General features: G+C 62.0%; 13 protein-coding genes. 7 read left to right on the top strand and 6 right to left on the bottom strand.

What is annotated here, in order from left to right; translation table 11 throughout:
* Positions 1-67: 67 nt before the first annotated feature.
* Positions 68-997, top strand: coding sequence for a TetR/AcrR family transcriptional regulator (locus QUV11_RS11360; protein WP_300882737.1), 930 nt, complete (start codon positions 68-70; stop codon positions 995-997).
* Here the strand turns inward: QUV11_RS11360 and QUV11_RS11355 are convergent.
* Positions 977-1,612, bottom strand: coding sequence for a TetR/AcrR family transcriptional regulator (locus QUV11_RS11355; protein WP_300882735.1), 636 nt, complete (start codon positions 1,610-1,612; stop codon positions 977-979). The two genes, QUV11_RS11360 and QUV11_RS11355, sit on opposite strands and share 21 nt — an antisense overlap.
* A 61-nt stretch (positions 1,613-1,673) precedes the next feature.
* Positions 1,674-3,128, bottom strand: coding sequence for an MFS transporter (locus QUV11_RS11350; protein WP_300882733.1), 1,455 nt, complete (start codon positions 3,126-3,128; stop codon positions 1,674-1,676).
* A 350-nt stretch (positions 3,129-3,478) separates the two neighbouring features.
* Here QUV11_RS11350 and QUV11_RS11345 point away from each other — a divergent pair, with 350 nt between their 5' ends.
* Genes QUV11_RS11345 through QUV11_RS11325 form a run of 5 tightly spaced genes read left to right on the top strand, consistent with a single transcriptional unit; the run spans position 3,479 to position 9,946 of the window.
* Positions 3,479-4,783, top strand: coding sequence for an acyl-CoA dehydrogenase family protein (locus QUV11_RS11345; RefSeq protein ID WP_300882731.1), 1,305 nt, complete (start codon positions 3,479-3,481; stop codon positions 4,781-4,783).
* A complete protein-coding gene (locus tag QUV11_RS11340; RefSeq protein ID WP_300882729.1) occupies positions 4,780-6,291 on the top strand; it encodes an MFS transporter in 1,512 nt (503 codons plus the stop codon). Before QUV11_RS11345 ends, QUV11_RS11340 begins: the two co-directional genes overlap by 4 nt.
* Before the next feature lie 25 nt (positions 6,292-6,316).
* On the top strand, positions 6,317-7,528 hold the full coding sequence (locus QUV11_RS11335) for an acyl-CoA dehydrogenase family protein (RefSeq protein WP_300882727.1): 1,212 nt from the start codon (positions 6,317-6,319) through the stop codon (positions 7,526-7,528).
* A 17-nt stretch (positions 7,529-7,545) separates the two neighbouring features.
* Positions 7,546-8,631, top strand: a complete 1,086-nt coding sequence (locus tag QUV11_RS11330) for an acyl-CoA dehydrogenase family protein (RefSeq protein WP_300882725.1) — start codon at positions 7,546-7,548, stop codon at positions 8,629-8,631.
* A 4-nt stretch (positions 8,632-8,635) separates the two neighbouring features.
* On the top strand, positions 8,636-9,946 hold the full coding sequence (locus QUV11_RS11325; protein ID WP_300882723.1) for an MFS transporter: 1,311 nt from the start codon (positions 8,636-8,638) through the stop codon (positions 9,944-9,946).
* A gap of 10 nt (positions 9,947-9,956) precedes the next feature.
* Here QUV11_RS11325 and QUV11_RS11320 read toward each other — a convergent pair whose 3' ends face one another.
* The 3 genes from QUV11_RS11320 to QUV11_RS11310 form a co-directional block, all read right to left on the bottom strand.
* Complete coding sequence (locus QUV11_RS11320; RefSeq protein ID WP_300882721.1) at positions 9,957-11,186, bottom strand: TetR/AcrR family transcriptional regulator; 1,230 nt, start codon at positions 11,184-11,186, stop codon at positions 9,957-9,959.
* Positions 11,187-11,254: 68 nt separating this feature from the next.
* A complete protein-coding gene (locus tag QUV11_RS11315) occupies positions 11,255-13,000 on the bottom strand; it encodes a class I adenylate-forming enzyme family protein (RefSeq protein ID WP_300882720.1) in 1,746 nt (581 codons plus the stop codon).
* 1 nt (position 13,001) lies between these two features.
* Positions 13,002-14,183, bottom strand: a complete 1,182-nt coding sequence (locus QUV11_RS11310) for an acetyl-CoA C-acyltransferase (protein WP_300882718.1) — start codon at positions 14,181-14,183, stop codon at positions 13,002-13,004.
* Positions 14,184-14,440: 257 nt separating this feature from the next.
* Here QUV11_RS11310 and QUV11_RS11305 point away from each other — a divergent pair, with 257 nt between their 5' ends.
* Entirely contained in the window at positions 14,441-16,477 is a 2,037-nt protein-coding gene (locus QUV11_RS11305; RefSeq protein WP_300882716.1) for a 3-hydroxyacyl-CoA dehydrogenase NAD-binding domain-containing protein, read from the top strand.
* A 74-nt stretch (positions 16,478-16,551) separates the two neighbouring features.
* On the opposite strand, the gene QUV11_RS11300 is transcribed toward QUV11_RS11305, so the two are convergent.
* Positions 16,552-18,141, bottom strand: coding sequence for a carboxylesterase/lipase family protein (locus QUV11_RS11300; protein WP_300882714.1), 1,590 nt, complete (start codon positions 18,139-18,141; stop codon positions 16,552-16,554).
* Positions 18,142-18,221: the final 80 nt, after the last annotated feature.

Below are 18,221 nucleotides of genomic sequence, written 5' to 3'. Positions count from 1 at the left end.
TTCTAACTAGAATATTAGTCAACTCTGAAAGACTTGCCTTTTGTGAGCGAGAGTGTTTGATCATCCGATGGCCCCGACCAGCCCTTCCCCGCGAAGCAGCGATGACGATGGCGCCTCGCCACCGACCGTCTTGACGCGCCTGGAGATCTACGATCTTGTCTGGTCGCAACCGATGTCGAACGTAGCGGTTAGCCTGGGCATGTCGGCCAATGGGCTGGCCAAAATCTGCGACCGGCTGCTGATCCCCTATCCCACCCGGGGGTATTGGGCGAAGGTCTACGCCGGCAAGGATCAGCCGCAGACGGCTCTACCGCCGGTGACTGACGATGTCCCGGCCGAAGCGACGATCACGCGCAATAGCCAGCCCTCGCGGCGGCCTCGCAGCCGGATGTCGCGCGACGAGCGCAGCCAGCAGATCTTGGACGAGGCGATGAATATTGCCCGATCGGAGGGTGTGCACGCCGTCTCGCTCAAACGGGTCGCCCGCGATATTGGTATCAGCGAGGCTCAGATCTATAATTATTACAAGAGCTCGGCCGAGGTTTTGGTCGCCATCGCGCGGACCGAGCTCATGGAAATGAACAAGGCGCGCCTTGCCGCTGCGCGCAACTGCACCGATCCCAAGATGCGCTATACGTTGACGACGATCGCCTATTTGCGACAGGTCAGCCAGCGCGGGGAAATCGTCCAGGAACTGCTTGCGCTTCCCGAGGTCCGCCTTGCCTTGCGCTCTGACCATCAGGAGCGGCGGCGCGTCAACAAGGATGTGCTTGGAACCGCATTCGAGGAAGCCTATGGCGTGCCGGCGTGGGCGAGCACCTTTGTCGGCGCACTCCTGACCGCCATGTCACTGCGCGGCGGCCGGCTCATGGCCCGCGGCAAAGCCGATCTCGAAACCATCGAACGGCTGATTATGCCAGGGATCGGTGCGGGTATCGACTATATGATCGCCGAGCACGGCCATCGCGCGACGGCGTCACATAAGATCGATGCCTAACGCCAGCGCCCCGTCTGCGGACCGGTCGCCCTGTAATGCCGAAAGCGTCGCCTCGACGGTATCGGCGCACAACCGCCGCGCTCGCTCTCGCGTCGAGCTGCCTTGAAACACCTGCTTTCCGGCTTCTTCGGGGAGGGTGATCAGCAGTTGGACGATGATATTCGCCTCGCGCGCGGATATGCCGAAGGCGCGCCGCAACCGGCGTACAATCGGCAACAGCAATAAGCCGCTTCGCGATGTCAGATACGCTGCCTGTCCCTGGTTCAAAAGCGGGTCGGCTAGCAACATGTGAAGCAGCGGCCCTCGATCGACAACGATGTCAAAATAGAAATACGCGCATCCGCGCGCGGCGGCGACCAGATCGTCGGTCGCCGCGAGGCGGCGCAGCTCGTCCCGATCGACGCCAGCCAATTCGTCCTCTATCAACGCGTTACCGAGTGCGATCTGGCTGGGGAAATAGTTATACACCAGCGCCTTGCTGACCCCGGCAGCGACAGCCAGCTGGTCATAGGACAGCGGTAAACCGCCCTGCGCGAGGATCGCCCGTGCAGCATGATCGAGCAGGTCGGTCCGGCGTTCGTCGCGGCTCGACCGAGGGGAGCGGTGGCGTGGCATGTCCGGCATGGTACTCCTATCTCGGTTGCGACCTCATAAAAGTTGGTCGCCTCCGCATAGCCTAGTGCCTGCCCTGAGCAAACGCCTCCCTGCCCTCTTCCGCCTGCGACTGCTGCAAAGCATTCACCAGCGCAACATAGGGACGATAGGCGATGAGGATGAGGATAAGTGAGATCGATGCCATCGCCACGCAAACGAACAGGATCGAGAGGTGTATCATCGCAGGATCCTGGAATACACTGTCGGTGAGCACCGCGATTAAGGTCGGCCCGACCCCGAGGCCAAGCATATTCACGACCAGCAGCGAAATGGAAATCGCCGTGCCGCGCATCTGGTTGGGGACCATTTGCTGGAGGATCGCCGGGCTGAGTCCGTTCATGAACGTCGGCAGAAAGATCGAAGCCGCCAACGGCAGCAGTGCCAAGGTGCCGTCGGGAAGCAGCGTGTAGCCGATGATGAAAGGAATGGTCAGCAGCTTGACCACGATCACGATGTGGAGCCGGCCGCCGGGCCCCTTACGGCGGGTCATCACATCACCCAGCCACCCGCCCATCAGCACGCCCGCCGTGCCAAAGACCAGCAGCAGCCCGTAAGCGTGGCCGATCTCGACCGCGGTCCAGCCGTGACGGCGGATGAACATCGAGGGCACCCACGCCGCGACGCCATATCCAGCGACTGCCGAAAACCCCATGAACAGGTTCACCGATATGAATGCCCGGCGATTTTCGCTGAGGAAGGCAAAAACCTCGCGCAGCGGCGGTGCCTCAGGCTTGCCGGCACCGTTGTCCGCGCCCGACCGGCGAAGCGCGCCCTTGCGCGCCGGCTCGCGGAGCGACAGGGCCAGCAAGGCGACAAGCAGACCGGGAAGCCCGACGATCAGGAAGACCGTCTGCCATGGCCTGATTTCGCCGACCAGCGTCACATATGCCGGGCCGGCTTCGATGGCTCCGGCGATCACCGTTGCGCCGATGACCAACGCCAGCCCGCCGCCGATGAAAATACCGATGCTGTAGACGGCCAGCGGAAAGCCGACCTTGTGCGGCGGAAAATGGTCGCCGATCAGCGAGTTTGCCGCAGGTGTGAGAACAGCCTCCCCCGCCCCTACGCCCATGCGCAGTATCAGCAGCGCACCATAGCTGCGCACCAGTCCGCAGGCAGCCGTCATGACGCTCCAGAAGGCGATGCCCGCAGCGACCAGCGTTGTCCGGCGCTGCGTGTCGACCAGGCGACCGAGCGGAAGGCCGGCGAGCGCATTGCATACCGCAAAGGCGAGCCCCTGCAGGAGACTGATCTGCGTATCGTTGAGATTGAGGTCGGCCTTCATAGGCTCGACCAGCAGGCTGAGGATCTGTCGATCGAGGAAAGAAAAGACATAGGCCAGCGTCAATACGCCCACCACGAACCAGCCATAGGCTGGTGAGGGATATCCCCCATCGGTCGGCGTGAGACCGCGAGCTGGCGCCGCCTTGCTCGCGATAGCGCCTTCGCGCGACGTCGCCACTGGCTTCTCTCCCATATCGCACCTCTTTATCTTTTACGGCATCTGACTACCACTAGTAGTGCGATATTCAATATAAATTCAAGGATCGAATTGCGAAACGGTGCCCTCAGTCCCGCCGCTGGCGTACTGCCAGTTTCCCCCAACAAGCCCGGCCAGATCAATCGCACGGTCGGCTCTGCGGATGGTGATTACGTGCGCCGGGCCAAGCGTTGCATGAAGTCAGGAAAAGATGGGGCTGGTCCGCAGGCGGAGAAGGCATAGCGTGCCACGAGATCACCCCAAAGGAAGACCCGCTTGCCGTTTTCTAAAAAGTGGGTATGCTGAGAATCACGAAGTGCGAAAACGCATGAGACAGGAGAGCGCCGGTGGCTTGGGATTTCGAGACCGACCCTGATTTTCAGCGCAAGCTGGATTGGATCGAAGACTTCGTCCGTGACAAAGTAGAACCGCTCGGGCTGCTCGGCATCCACCCTTATGACGTGCGCAACCCCGCCAGAAACGCCGTGGTTCGTCCTTTGCAACGGGATGTTCAGAAGCAAGGCCTATGGGCCTGCCACCTTGGTGCAGAACTGGGCGGACAGGGCTATGGCCAAGTCAAGCTGGGTCTGATGAACGAGATTCTCGGCGGCGCCTCATTTGCCCCGGTGGTGTTCGGTTGCCAAGCACCCGACACCGGCAACGCAGAGATTCTTGCCCATTACGGTACGGCCCAACAGAAGGAGCGGTATCTTGCCCCGCTTCTCGCAAACGAGATCGTATCGGCCTTCTCGATGACCGAACCTCAAGGTGGATCCGATCCCACGGCGTTCATCACCTCAGCTGTTCGCGATGGTGACGAATGGGTCATCAACGGCGAGAAGTGGTTCTCGACCAACGGCAAATGGGCCGAATTCCTGATCGTCATGGCCGTGACCGATCCCGACGCGCCGCGCCACAAGCGGATGAGCATGTTCATTGTACCGGCAAGCACACCTGGTGTCGAAATTATCCGCAACGTCGGCGTCTACGGGCAGGAAAACGGATCTGAAAGCTACATCCGCTACAGCGATGTCCGCGTCCCAGCGGATCATCTTCTGGGCGAGCAGGGCGGAGCATTCGTCATCTCGCAGACCCGGCTTGGTGGCGGACGGGTGCATCACGCCATGCGGACGGTCGGCAGCTGCCGCCGCCTGCTTGATCTGATGAGCCGCCGCGCCGTCAGCCGAAAAACCCGCACCGGCGTCATTGCCGACTATCAGGCGGTGCAGATGCAGATCGCCGACAGCTATATCGAACTGGAGCAGTTCAAGCTGTTCGTTTTGAAAACCGCCTGGACCATCGACAAATATCAGGATTATCGCACGGTTCGAAAAGACATCGCGGCAATCAAGGCGCTCATGCCGAAGGTGTATCACGACATCGCCGCGCGCTGCATCCACATCCACGGTTCACTGGGCGTTTCCAATGAAATGCCGTTCGTTGGCGGACTTATCGCGTCCATGGTGATGGGCATCGCCGATGGCCCGACCGAAGTGCACAAAGTGACGGTCGCAAAGGAGCACCTGCGGCAGTATCGCGATGTATCCGACCCGATGTTTCCCGACTATTCGCTGCTGGCGCGCCGCGAAGCCGCAAGGCAGATGTTCGATCCGATGGAAGAACTCGCCGAACTGGCGGAGGCCAACGCATGACCGGCGCGGCTGCGATGCTGGACGACCAAACGACCAGCGAAGGGCAATTGCCCCGGTCCACGCGCCTGGCCTATGGCTTCGGCGCGATCTCGATTGGCGTGAAAAATGCCGCTTTTTCAAGCTATTTGCTGTTGTTCTACAATCAGGTGATCGGCGTTCCGGCAGCGATCGTATCAACTGCGATCGCGCTGACGCTGCTGGTGGATGCAATAGCCGATCCGTTCATCGGGCGACTGTCGGATGTGACGCGATCACGCTGGGGCCGAAGGCACCCTTATATTTTCGCGTCTGCGCTACCGACTGCGTTCTTCTTCGTCATAGCGTGGTTCCCGCCCAGCGGGCTGACCGATATGCAAATGGGTATCTGGATATTCAGCATCGCAGCATTGACGCGGGTTTCGATCAGCATGTTCGAAATCCCCAGCAGCGCGATGAACCCGGAGTTGACATCGGACTACGCCCAGCGGACACGGTTGTTCTCGCTGCGTTACTGGTTCGGCTATGCCGGTACGTTCGGCTTCACGGCGTTCAGTCTCGCGGTGTTCTTCGTGGCGACGCCGGATTATCCGATAGGGCAGCTCAACCCCGATGGCTACCATCGCTTCGCCCTTGCCGGTGGTACTCTAATACTTCTGGCAATCCTGGTGTGCGCGGTGGGAACGCGCAAGCAGGTGCAGAACATGCGGCAGGCCGACGTGCCAACGCATAAGACAAGCATCGGCGGTCATCTCACTGAGATGTTCTCGGCCTTCAAGCACAAGGCGTTCCTTGCCATTTTCGGCTTCGGTGTATTCAAATACACCGCGATCGGCCTTTCCAGCGCAACGACGCTGTATTTCAGCACCTATGTTTTCGATCTGAATTCCGGGCAGATAGCCTTGCTGACCTTCGATTCGCTTGTCGCCGCGTCGATTGCGGCGCCGCTTGCACCTTGGTTTTCTGCCCGTTTCGGAAAACGCAATACCTCGATGGCGATGGCATTCTTCGGCATCCTGCTCGGCGTCAGCCCCCTCGCCCTGACCTATTTGGGCCTGTTCTTTCCGGTCGGGCACCCCCTGCTGGTGCCGACGCTGTTTCTGGTAGGTGCGCTTTACGGCGCAATGATTGCGACCTCGCTGATCAATACCAGTTCGATGCTCGCCGATGTGGTGGAAGATCACGCCGTCACGACAGGCAAGCATGCTGCAGGCGTGTTCTTTTCCGCGTCCAGCTTCATGCAGCAATGCTCCACGGGCTTCGGCATTCTGGTCGCTGGGATGGTGCTGACAGCTTCTGGTTTTCCCGAAAAGGTAAGCCCCGCCGATGTCACCCTGGCGATGGAACAGAGCCTGCTGATTCATTACATCCCGGCATCGATCGGGCTCTGGACGATCGGCTGCCTGTTCCTGTTCTTTTACCCCATCACCGAGACCTTGCACCGTGCCAATGTCGCCCGCCTGCGCGCGACAGAGGCAGAGGCGCTCGAACAGACCGCCCGCGACGGCGGGTTTTCGAGACCGGCGCGATGAGTTTGTTTTCTGACTGGAGATTGTAATGGCGAGCTTGGCTAAAGCGGGTGCACCCGCTTCTGAAACTGACTTTCGACGGGAGGTTCAGCAGTTCTTATCCGAAAGCTTCCCACCCGAACTGAAAGGCAAGGGCAATCCCGTGACGGGGGTCGAAAGTGACCTGCGGGAAACCGAACCGCAGCGCCGCTGGCGTGAGGCGATGGGTGCCCGTGGCTGGGGCACGCCCACATGGCCCAAGGAATATGGCGGCGGCGGGCTGAGCCGCAAGCAGGCAGCAATCCTCAACGAGGAGCTGTCCCGCGCCGGGGCCTATAACCCGATTGGCGGCATGGGCGTGATGATGTTCGGCCCCACGCTGCTGGAATATGGCAACGAACAGCAGAAGCAGGAGCACATCCCGCCGATCTGCCGCGGCGAAATCCGCTGGTGCCAGGGCTATTCGGAACCCAATGCCGGATCGGACCTCGCTAACCTGCAGACCACGGCCGAGGACAAGGGCGATCACTATCTGGTCAATGGCCAGAAGACCTGGACCAGCGGCGGGCAATGGGCCGACAAGTGCTTCTGCCTTGTCCGCACCGATCGCAGCGACAAGCACAAGGGCATCAGCTTCCTGCTCATGGACATGCGCGCGGCGGGCGTTGAAGTCCGCCCGATCCGGATGATCAGCGGTCTCAGCCCATTCTGCGAAACCTTTTTCACCGATGTGAAAGTGCCCAAGGAAAATCTCGTCGGGCGCGAAGGCGAAGGCTGGACGATCGGCAAGCGTCTGTTGCAGCACGAACGCACCAACCTGTCCGGCGGCGGCTCGATGGCGCGGATGATGGGGCCAAGGCTTTCGGATCTGGCGAAGAAGTACCACGAAGCCGATGCCAGCGGTGTCCTAACCGACAAGGTGTTGCGCGACCGCATCGCCGATTTCGAAATCCGCTGGGGGGCATTCCTGCTCACCGCACGCCGGGCGGCGGAGGAAAGCAAGGAAAAGGGCGGCGTTTCCGAGATCAGTTCCGTGCTCAAGAAGCTCGGCACCAAGCTCAGTCAGGAACGGTCCGAACTGACCATCGAAATCATGGGCCTGCAAGGCCTGGGCTGGGAAGGCGAAGGGTTTTCCGATGCAGAGCTTGCGGGCGTACGCGCCTGGCTGTTTGGCAAGGCGGTCACGATCTACGGCGGATCAACCGAGATCCAGAACAACATCATCGCCAAGCGTGTGCTTGGTATGCTCGATCACCAATAGAAACGACGGGACAGGACATGGCGGTTCTCAACGAGGAACAGGAAATGCTGCGCGACATGGCGCGCGAATGGGTGACCAACGAAAGCGCGGTGGCGAAATTCCGCGCCGTGCGGGCCAGTGGTGAACCGAGGGCCTATGATCCGGCGGCCTACGCCACGATCGCGCGGATGGGTTGGGCCGGAGTGATCATCCCCGAAGAATTCGGCGGCACGGATTTTGGCTGGCTTTCCGCAGGAATGATCCTTGAGGAAATGGGCAAGACGGTCACGGCCAGCCCGCTGCTTACAACGACGCTGGCAGCCGCGGCCATCGTGTTGGGCGGCAATCCAGAACAAAAAGCAAAATGGCTGCCGCAGCTGGCCGGCGGCGCGATGATCGGCACGCTCGCTATCGACGAGGGTGCGCATCACAACCCGCATCGGCTGGAAACGAGCGTGAGCGATAGTTCATTGACCGGGACAAAAGCGTTCGTCCACGAAGCGCATGACGCAACGCTGTTCGTCGTCGCTGCCGCCGACGGAATGTATGTCGTCGACACGAGCACCCCGGATGCCGCGGCCTCGGTGCAGGTCGCTACGCGCCATCTGGCAGACATGCGATCACACGCGCAGGTCACCTTCTGCGGTGCCCGGGCCGAAAAGCTGGCGCATGGCGGCGATGACCTGCTCGATCAGGTGCTCGACCGCGCACGCATCCTCACGGCGTGCGAAATGCTGGGCATGGCGCAGCAGGTGTTCGATACCACGCTCGATTATCTCAAGCAGCGCGTTCAGTTCAACCAGGCGCTCAGTTCGTTCCAGGCGCTGCAGCATCGCATGGCGGACCTGTTCGGCGATCTTGCGATGATGCGCTCAGCCGTGGAAGGCGGGTTGCAGGCGCTCGATTCTGGCATGATGATGCCTCATGCCGCGGCCATCGCCAAGGCCGAGGCCAATCGCGTGTTGCACACGATCAGCCGCGAAGGCGTGCAATTGCACGGCGGTATCGGCATGACCGACGAGTACGACATCGGATTCTACCTCAAACGCGCCCGCGTGCTTGAGGCAAGCTGGGGCAGCACCGGATTTCTGAAGGACAGGTTCGCCACGCTGTCAGGTTATTGAATCCTTGGACCCTATCGAAGACCCGGACGGGCTGAACATGACGGCCAGCGCGCGGCAACGTGCGCTGGACGATCATGCCCGTTTCATGGACGAAAACCTGCCGCGCAACTACCGCGCCAACTTCATCCATGGCGTGCTCGGGATGACCGGTTTCCGGTTGATCTATGCGCCGACCATCATCCCGGCCTATCTGCTGGTGCTCACCGGCAGCACCGCGGCGGTGGGACTTGGTGCCGCGATGCTGCAACTGGGCGCGACGATCAGCCCGATCGCCAGCGGCTCGCGCATCGAACACAGAAGCCACATCCTGCCATATGCGATCAAGGTCGGGTCGCTGATGCGGCTGATGATCCTGTGCCTGGCGCTGTCGGGATGGTTTTTGACAGGGGACATCCTGCTCGCGGCGACCTTCGTCAGCTTCCTGCTGCTCGGCTTCTTTACCGGCGCGCAGCGCGTCGCCTTCCAGATGCTGATGAGCAAGCTGATCCCGATCCGCAAGCGTGGAAGGCTGCAAGGCTATAGAAATTTCGCCGGCGGCCTGATCGCCGCCGTGCTGGCATGGGTTGCCGGCAATTATTTCATCGCCGATGACTGGCTGGGCAACGGATACGCGACCACCTTTCTGCTGGCCTTTATCCTGACCAGCATGGGGCTGTTCGTCCTGAGAGCCCTGATCCGCGAACCCGCAGCAGCCATCGCTCGGCCGCAGATGCGGATGCGCGACCGAGTGCGCGAGTTTCCCCAACTGCTGCGTAACCGCGATTTTGCCGCCTTTCTCGTGGTGCAGAGCCTTGCAACCTTGGCACGCGTCGGAGGCCCTTTCTGGACGGTCTATGCGGGCAGCCGATTGGGCCTCGATGGCGCGCTGGTGGGGGCGTTGAGCTTCATGTTCCTGGCGTCCGATACCGTGTCCAATGTCATCTGGGGCCCGCTTGGGGATCGATACGGGTTCAAGCTGGTCTATCTGCTGTCGCTGTGCAGCCTGCTCGCCGGAATGGTCACGCTGATGCTGGGCCATACGACCCTGCCGATCTACGCAGCCTTCATGATGCTGGGGGTTGGCGGCGCGGGCTGGATGCTGGCCTCTACCACGATGGTGCTGGAATTCGGCGAAACCCAGGATACCGCGATGCGGCTTGCAATGGCGACCACCGTGGAGGGCGCGATATCCGCGATCGGACCAGTGCTGGCGGGGGTGCTCGTGGCATTCGCGGGCTTCACGCCTCTCTTTGCGATCCTGATCGGCGCTGTCAGCCTGGCGTTGCTGGGCATGCTGTTCAAGGTACGCGAACCGCGCAATCGGCCCCAGAGCTGATGGCGTTACATCACTGCGTATCGATCAATCCCGAGAACAGCGTCGATGCATAAGCCGAAATAGCAGCGTCGCCGTCGGCGAAACGCTCGGCCCAGCGCCGTGCCTCATAGGCTGCGTTGAGCGTCGACATGATGATCTGGCTCGCGACCAACGGATCAACGGGCCGTACTGACCCATCGGCGATCCCATCGATCAGGAATCCGGCAAAGCGCCGCGCGAGCCGGTTGGAACGGGTCACGACATCGGTCTTGTGTTCGGTGTTCAGGGCCTGCAGCGCGGTCGTCCGCAGCAGCGGCATGCTATCGAAAAACTGCACGCGCAGCAGTTCGTAGAGCACGCTGGAAAGCCGCCCCCAATAGTCCCCGTCCGCATTCTGCCCCGCCATCTGGGTGGCCGATAGCCGGTCATGGCTTTTGTTGAAACAGGCCAGCACCAGTTCGTCCTTGGCCTCGTGGTGGTGATAGAAGCTGCCCTTGGTGACATTGATCGATTCAGCGATGCGGTTGACCGACGCCCCGCGATAGCCCAGCCGGTTGATCATGATCGTCGCGGCGCGCAGAAACTCGTCGTTCTGGGTCGGCTCGCCTTTGCTGGTGCTACGCCAGTGGCGCACCTTCAGAGGGAACGGTTGCCAGGTGGCCCGCTGCGCCGGTAGACCATGCGCGAGGATATCGACCATGCGCTCTTGCACCCGCGGGAAGTCCAGCGTCGAATAGCGCAAAGACCAGACCGGCCACCACATCATCGCCTCGAGCAGCACATGCGCGCGCGCCGAGAACACTGCACGCTGCTCCGCACTGGTAGGTTCGCCGAAAAAGCCCCGGACCTTCTCCACCACCTGGCGGTAGCGATCGAGCAACGGCTTTTGGGTTTCGGCATCGAGCGAACGAATTTCGGACAGCGCGGTTACCAGCCCGCGCTCGCCATTGCGGATTCGCGTGCGCAAGGCCACGTGCTGGGCGACGTATTTTTGTAGCCTGGCCTGAGGGTCCGGCTCGGCCAGCGCCTCGGATGCCATGCGGTCCATCCGGTCGAGCGTCTCTTCATAGACCGCAACGACCAGCTGCTCCTTGCGCGAAAAGTAATAGGTGATGCTGGTGGCGTTGAGCCCGATGGCGCGGGCCACTTCCGAAAGGGTGGTGGCCTGCATACCAACCTCATTCACCAGCACGGAGGCCGCATGTACGATTGCCTGCCGCTTTTCCCCGAACCGCTTGGTACCTTTTCCCGTGTCTGCCACCGTTCCCTCCAACAATGATCGCGTTACACCACCTGTTTTCCGAACGCCATGCATCAAGGGGCGTTGGCTCAAAACAGCGCAAAAAGTTCCTTTTTGAGGATCTTGCCGTTCGCGTTGCGTGGCAATGTCTCTGCCGAAAAGACAATCCGTACGGGGACCTTGAACCGTGCGAGGCGGCTCGCCACCCAGTGTTGCAGTTCGGCTTCGGTCGCATGGGCTCCCGGCGCCAGATGCACCACGGCGGCGGGTTCCTCACCAAGCTGCTTGTGCGGCAGGCCGACAAGCGCAGCGTCCGTCACTGCGGGATGATCGTAAAGCACGTTCTCCACTTCCGACGAATAGATGTTCTCGCCGCCGCGGATAATCATGTCCTTGGCCCGATCGACGATATAGCAGAACCCTTCGTCATCCAGCCGCGCCAGATCGCCGGTCCGCACCCAGCCGCCGACAAATGTCGCCGCTGTGGCATCGGGGTTATTCCAATAGCCCTTCACCACCATCGGGCCGCGCGCCCATAGTTCGCCCACCTGCCCCGCCGCCAGCTCGGTTGAACCATCCGCATCCATGATCTTCAGATCGGCCACCGCCACAGGCGGACCGCAACTGTCCGGGCGGTTGAGATAGTCCTCGCTCGAATGGCCGGTGACGGTCGCCATGGTCTCGGTCATGCCCCAGCCATTGCCGGGCAGCGCGCCGAACACCTCGCGGATCTTGCGCACCAGTTCGGGCGCTGATGGCGCGCCGCCATAGGCAATCGCCTCGATGCTCGACAGGTCATAATTCTTCCGCTCGGGATGCTCGATCATCTGCCAGGCGATGGTCGGAACGCCGCCGGTGCTGTTGACCTTTTCGCGCTCGATGATCTGGAAGGCGTTCACAACATCCCATTTGTGCATGAAGATCATCGTGTTGCCGGCGGCCATATTGCCAATCAGCCCGGCCGAGCAGGCGGTGACGTGGAACAGCGGAATGACCGTCAGCCCTACCTTGGCCCGCGGTTCGGGCAGGGCCTCGCCCCGCCGCATCACCGCACAGGCCGCATTGTACCCGCTCGACAGCACGTTCGTGCACAGGTTGCGATGCGTGCCCAGCGCGCCCTTGGGCCTGCCGGTGGTGCCGCTGGTATAGAAGATGGTCGCATCGTCGTCCGGGGCGATCGCAACCTCAGGCAAGGCTTTCAGGGGCAGCGTCGCATAGGCGCCTGGCGTACCGATCACGCTTTCCAGCGCCGTCGCACCGACAAGCTCGGCTCCGTAGCGCGCGACCATGACCACCTCCAGATCGGGGCATTCGCCGCGATGCGGCGAAATCCGGTCCCAGCGCTCGTCATCGCAGATCAATGCGCGTGTGCCCGAATCAGCGAGGCCATAAGCCAGTTCCGGCCCGGTCCACCACGCATTGAGCGGGACGCAGATTGCCCCGATTGTCACCGCGGCAAAGAAAGCCACCGGCCATTCCGGCAGATTGCGCATGGCCAAGGCGACGCGATCGCCCTTGCCGATACCGCGCGCGGTAAGATCATGCGCCAGCGTCGCCACCGCGCGAAACCACGCGTCGTACGTCACCCGCTCGTCCTCGTAAATGGTGAAGACTCGCTCGCCATGCGACTGCCCCAGCAATGCAATCGCACGAAGATTGGGCGGAGCGTTCTTCCAGACCCGCGTGGGCACGCCGCCGACATCGATAGTCTCCATCTCGAAGCGCTGACCGGGCGCAGTCAGGATTTCACGGCAGTGCTGGCGGGAAATGACCGGCCAGCCGGGCGGCGGAGCCCATTCGGGCAACACCGCCGACATCGTTTGTTGTGCGCTCATCTCAAAGCACCTCGAACAGACCGGCCGCGCCCATGCCGCCGCCGACGCACATCGTCACGACCACATAGCGCACACCGCGCCTTTTGCCCTCGATCAGCGCATGGCCCACGCAGCGCGCACCGGTCATGCCGAACGGGTGGCCGATGGAAATCGATCCGCCGTTGACGTTGAGCCGGTCATCGGGAATGCCCAGGGTATCTCGGCAGTAAAGCACCTGCACGGCAAACGCCTCGTTGAGCTCCCACAGGCCGATATCGTCGATCGAAAGCCCGAAGCGCTTGAGCAGGCGCGGAATGGCAAACACAGGACCGATGCCCATCTCGTCGGGCTTGGTCCCGGCCACCGCCATGCCGACATAGCGCCCCAGCGGCGCAAGCCCCCGCGCCTTTGCCACATCTGCTTCCATTAGCACGCTCGCAGCAGACCCATCGGAAAGCTGGCTGGCGTTGCCCGCGGTGACCGTGTGCCCAGGCCCCATCACCGGTTCAAGCCGCGCCAGGCCTTCTGCTGTCGTGTCTGGACGGTTGCACTCGTCCATGCCGATCGTCACATCGTGCTTGCTGATCTCGCCGGTCTGCTTGTCCTTGACCTGCATCGTCGTGGACACCGCGATGATCTCCTCCGCAAATTTGCCCGCCTGCTGCGCGGCGGCAGTGCGCTGCTGCGACTTCAGCGAATAGGCGTCCTGCGCCTCGCGGTCGATGCCATAGCGCTTTGCCACCACCTCGGCGGTGCCGATCATCGGCATGAAAATGTCAGGGTGCATCCGCAGCAGTTCCTCGTCGCGCCATGGCGCACCACTTGTAGCAGTGCGCAGCGCGGTGATCGATTCGACCCCGCCGGCGACGCAGATGTCCATCCGGTCTACGATGATCTGCTTGGCCGCGGTGGCGATCGCCATCAGGCCCGATGAGCACTGGCGGTCGATCGTCATGCCCGCAACGTCCACCGGCAATCCGGCCCGCAACGCGATCTGTCGCCCCATGTTGAAGCCCTGAGCGCCGCCCTGGCTGGCCGCCCCAATGATCACATCGTCGACATCCTCGCCCGAAACCCCTGCCCGCTCGACTGCGGCGGCCACCGACCACGCGCCGAGTTGCACCGGATGGGTGGCATTGAAAGCGCCTCGGATGGCTTTTGCCAGCGGGGTCCGCGCGGTGGACACAATAACGGCGTCACGCATGATCGATACAATCCTTTCCCAAAAACATGATTCTTTTCTGATGCGATTAAGCCAGAAGCAACTGCCGCTTGCAAGGTGTCCGATCATATTTCTGAATTTGAGGTATGACCACTATTGTAGCTGATAATCCTTCCTTGGCATTAAAACGAATGATCGGTATGCCGTATGCGATCTGCAAAATGCAGTCATGCTGCCGTGACAGTCTGCCCTGCGGCACGATGCCGGACGGGGCCCGCAGCAAACATGGAGGAGGATTAATGACGTCACCCATTCGAACCGAACGTGAAGGCAATGTGCTCGTGATCGTATCGGACAATCCGCCCGTCAACGCGCTGGGCCAGTCCGTGCGCGCAGGGCTTGCCGATGCCATTGCGCAGGGCCTTGCCGATGCGGACATTGAGGCCATGGTCATACGCTGCGATGGCCAGACCTTCTTTGCCGGAGCCGACATCACCGAATTCGGCAAGACACCACAGGGGCCGAGCCTGCCGGCGGTGCTCGACCAGATCGAGGCCAGCGACAAGCCGGTGGTCGCCGCCATTCACGGGACCGCGCTGGGCGGCGGGTGCGAGGTTGCGCTGGCTTGCCATTATCGCATAGCAGCGCCCACGGCCAAGCTGGGCCTGCCCGAAGTGAAGCTGGGTCTCATCCCCGGCGCTGCCGGAACGCAACGCCTGCCGCGTCTTGTCGGTGCGAAGGCGGCATTGCCGCTCGTGGCGCTGGGCAATCCCATTTCCGCGCGCGAGGCGCTGGATATCGGCCTGCTCGACCAGCTGGCCGGCGGCGACTCGCTGGCAGCCGATGCGCTGGCCTTTGCCCGTTCAAAGATCGGTTTGCCGGTGCCGCGCGCGAGCGAAGGCACCGCCAATCACGACGGCGTGCGCGATCCCGCGATCTTCGACGAGTTCCGGGCCAAGCACGGGCGCGCGATGCGCGGTTTCGATGCACCCAATGCGGCGATTTCGGCCGTACGCGCCGCAGGAGAAATGCCTTTTGCCGAGGGCGTGAAGAGAGAACGCGAACTGTTCGCCGGTCTGATGACGGGCACGCAGTCGAAGGCGATGCGGCACTATTTCTTTGCCGAACGCGCCGCACAGAAGATCGCCGATCTGCCTGCCAATGCGCAACTTCTGCCGATTGCCAAGGTCGGCGTGATTGGCGCAGGGACCATGGGCGGTGGGATCGCGATGAACTTCCTGTCGGCGGGCATACCGGTGACCATCCTCGAAATGCAGCAGGAGGCGCTCGACCGCGGTACGGCGGTGATGCGCCGCAATTACGAAGCCTCGGCCAAGCGCGGTCGCATGAGCGATGCGCAAGTCGATACGGCGATGTCTCTGCTCACGCCGACACTTGAATATGGAGACCTTGCGAATTGCGATCTGGTGATCGAGGCGGTCTACGAGAATATGGAGGTCAAGAAGCAGGTCTTCGCGCGGCTTGACGAGGTGACCAAGCCGAGTGCCATTCTCGCATCCAATACCAGCTATCTCAACATCGACGAGATCGCGACCGCAACGCAGCGCCCGGGCCAGGTTCTGGGGCTGCACTTCTTCTCGCCAGCCAATGTGATGAAGCTGCTCGAGGTGGTACGGGGTGCGCAGACGCGCAGTGACGTGCTGGCCACGGCGATGAAGCTGGCGCGCAAAATCGGCAAGGTCGCCGCTGTCTCGGGCGTATGCCCTGGCTTTATAGGCAACCGGATGCTGTCAAAGCGCCAGGGGCAGGCCAACAAGCTGATCATGGAAGGCGCGAGCTATTGGGACGTCGACGATGTCCTGCTCGAGTTCGGCTTTCCGATGGGTCCGTTCCAGATGGGCGATCTTGCCGGGCTGGACATCGGCTGGCACCGCGATCCAACCAAGGTCACGACGGTCCGCGAGGCGCTGTGCGCAGCGGGCCGCTTCGGCCAGAAGGCGGGCAAGGGCTTTTATGACTATGACAGCGCTCGCCAGCGTACGCCTTCGGACGAGGTGCGCGCCATCATCGCCGATTTTGCGGCCAAGGCCGGACACGCGCAGCGCGAAGTGGGCAAGGACGAGATCCGCGAACGGTTGCTCTATCCCATGGTCAACGAAGGCGCGATGATCCTGGACGAAAAGATCGCCCAGCGCGCCGGCGATATCGATGTGGTCTGGATCAACGGCTATGGTTGGCCGATCCACACCGGCGGCCCGATGTTCTGGGCATCGACGATCGGGCTCGATACCGTTGTCGCGGGTCTCGACAAGCATGGCCTGCCGGTCAGCAACTATTTGCGCGAGCGCGCCGGTGAAGGCGGCACGTTCGGCTGAAGGCCCAAAAAAATGTCCCGGCAACGCTTGGCGCTGCCGGGACACCTCGCCCCCGGGTATGGCTGCTGGCTATTCTAGCGTGGCAGATTGCGGATTGCGGCCTCCGGGTCATCGACCAGGCGCGGTTTGACGTCCAGTTCCATGACCATGCGCTTGGCGGGCGTATAAGGCTTCCATTCGGGCATGAGGCTGCTGGCGGGCTTGCCGGTGCGGGCAAAGGCGATCCAGGCATCGCTCATCATCGCGGCCATGGTCGCGGCGTCCTCGCCCTCGCCGACCAGCGACGCGCTTTCCTTGGCGTTGTTGAACATCAAGGGAATGTCGAGCGTGTGCGGCGAACGGAGCATGCCCTCGCCTACCGGGGTTTCCCATGTCAGCCGATAGACGAACACCGGTGCCTTCGCCGTCTTTGCCTGCTGGTCGGCCATCAGGAAGGTGCCGCGTACGAAACGCGTGCCCATTGCCATACTGGCGATATGCGTGGGCGAATAGTCGGGATACATCTTGCGATAGGCTTCGACCGCCGCCGTACCGCCGGGCCCGGTCATTCCTGCCATCGCGGTCATCGTCGCCTCGTCGATCCTGCCGAACCACGGCTGCGACGCCAGGAACATCGTCATCTCGGTCTTGTTATAGCCAATCATCAGCGGAATATCGCGCGATTGCGCCGGTGCGCCTGCCATGAACGGATCGCGCGGAACGATCGTGCCATCGGCAATCGGCTGGAATTGCGGCCCGCGACCGGTTTCCGATCCTACAGGAGTCGCCTTGCGCACTGCGTCTACCAACTCGTCGGCGCGGAGGTTGCGCAGCTGCTCCGCCGTCTCGACACCCGCCTGTTTGAGGATGCTGGCAGCATAGGCCGCGGCTTCATCGGGCTTTCCGCTGATCACGCCCGGCCCCGACTGAACGATCGCCTTGTGAAACAGTCCCGCAGCAGCCGGCATCGCCATCAGATGGCTCACCTTCGAGCCGCCACCCGATTCGCCCATGATCGTGACATTGCCGGGATCGCCGCCAAAGGCCGCGATATTGTCGCGCACCCATTCAAGCGACCGCACCAGATCGAGATTGCCGGCATTGCCGCTCTCGGCAAACTCGCTCCCGAACTTCTGCGCTAGGTTGAGATAGCCGAAGGCGTTGAGGCGGTGGTTGACCGTTACCACCACGACATCGCCTTTGTCCGCGAGATTGCGGCCATTGTAGGCAGGCCAGTTGCCCGACCCATAGGCATAGCCGCCGCCATGGAACCATACCATGACCGGACGCTTGCCCTTGGTCACATCGGGGGTCCACACATTCAGGAACAGACAGTCTTCGTTGTCGTTCTTGGCCTCGGTGGCGGTGGGAAAGATGGTCTGGATCTGACGCGTCAGCGCCGATTCATTCGGCCCGCTGGCTGAATAAAGCTGCATGCACGGAGCACCGGGACCCGTAGCATCGGCGATGCCTGTCCATGTCGCGGCCGGCTCCGGGCGCTTGAAACGCCGTTCACCCAGCGGCGGGGCGGCATAGCGGATGCCCAGAAATGCATCGACCCCGCCCTGCTTAACGCCCTGCACCTTGCCCTTGTCCGTTTGCACGACAGGCGTTGCGGTCTGCGCCAGCGATTGCGCAGGCATAGCCAGCGCCACAATGCCCGCACACAAAATTCTGCTTTTCATGCCCACCATCTCGGATACCTCCCTGTTAGAAAAAAGGGGCGGGTGACGCATGGCCATCCGCCCCAGATGGAGTGGGCATA

The organism is Blastomonas sp. (genome assembly GCF_030373265.1).
Classification (GTDB): Bacteria; Pseudomonadota; Alphaproteobacteria; order Sphingomonadales; family Sphingomonadaceae; genus Blastomonas.
Note: the sequence above shows the minus strand (reverse complement) of the source record. Positions and strands in the feature narration are given on the sequence as shown.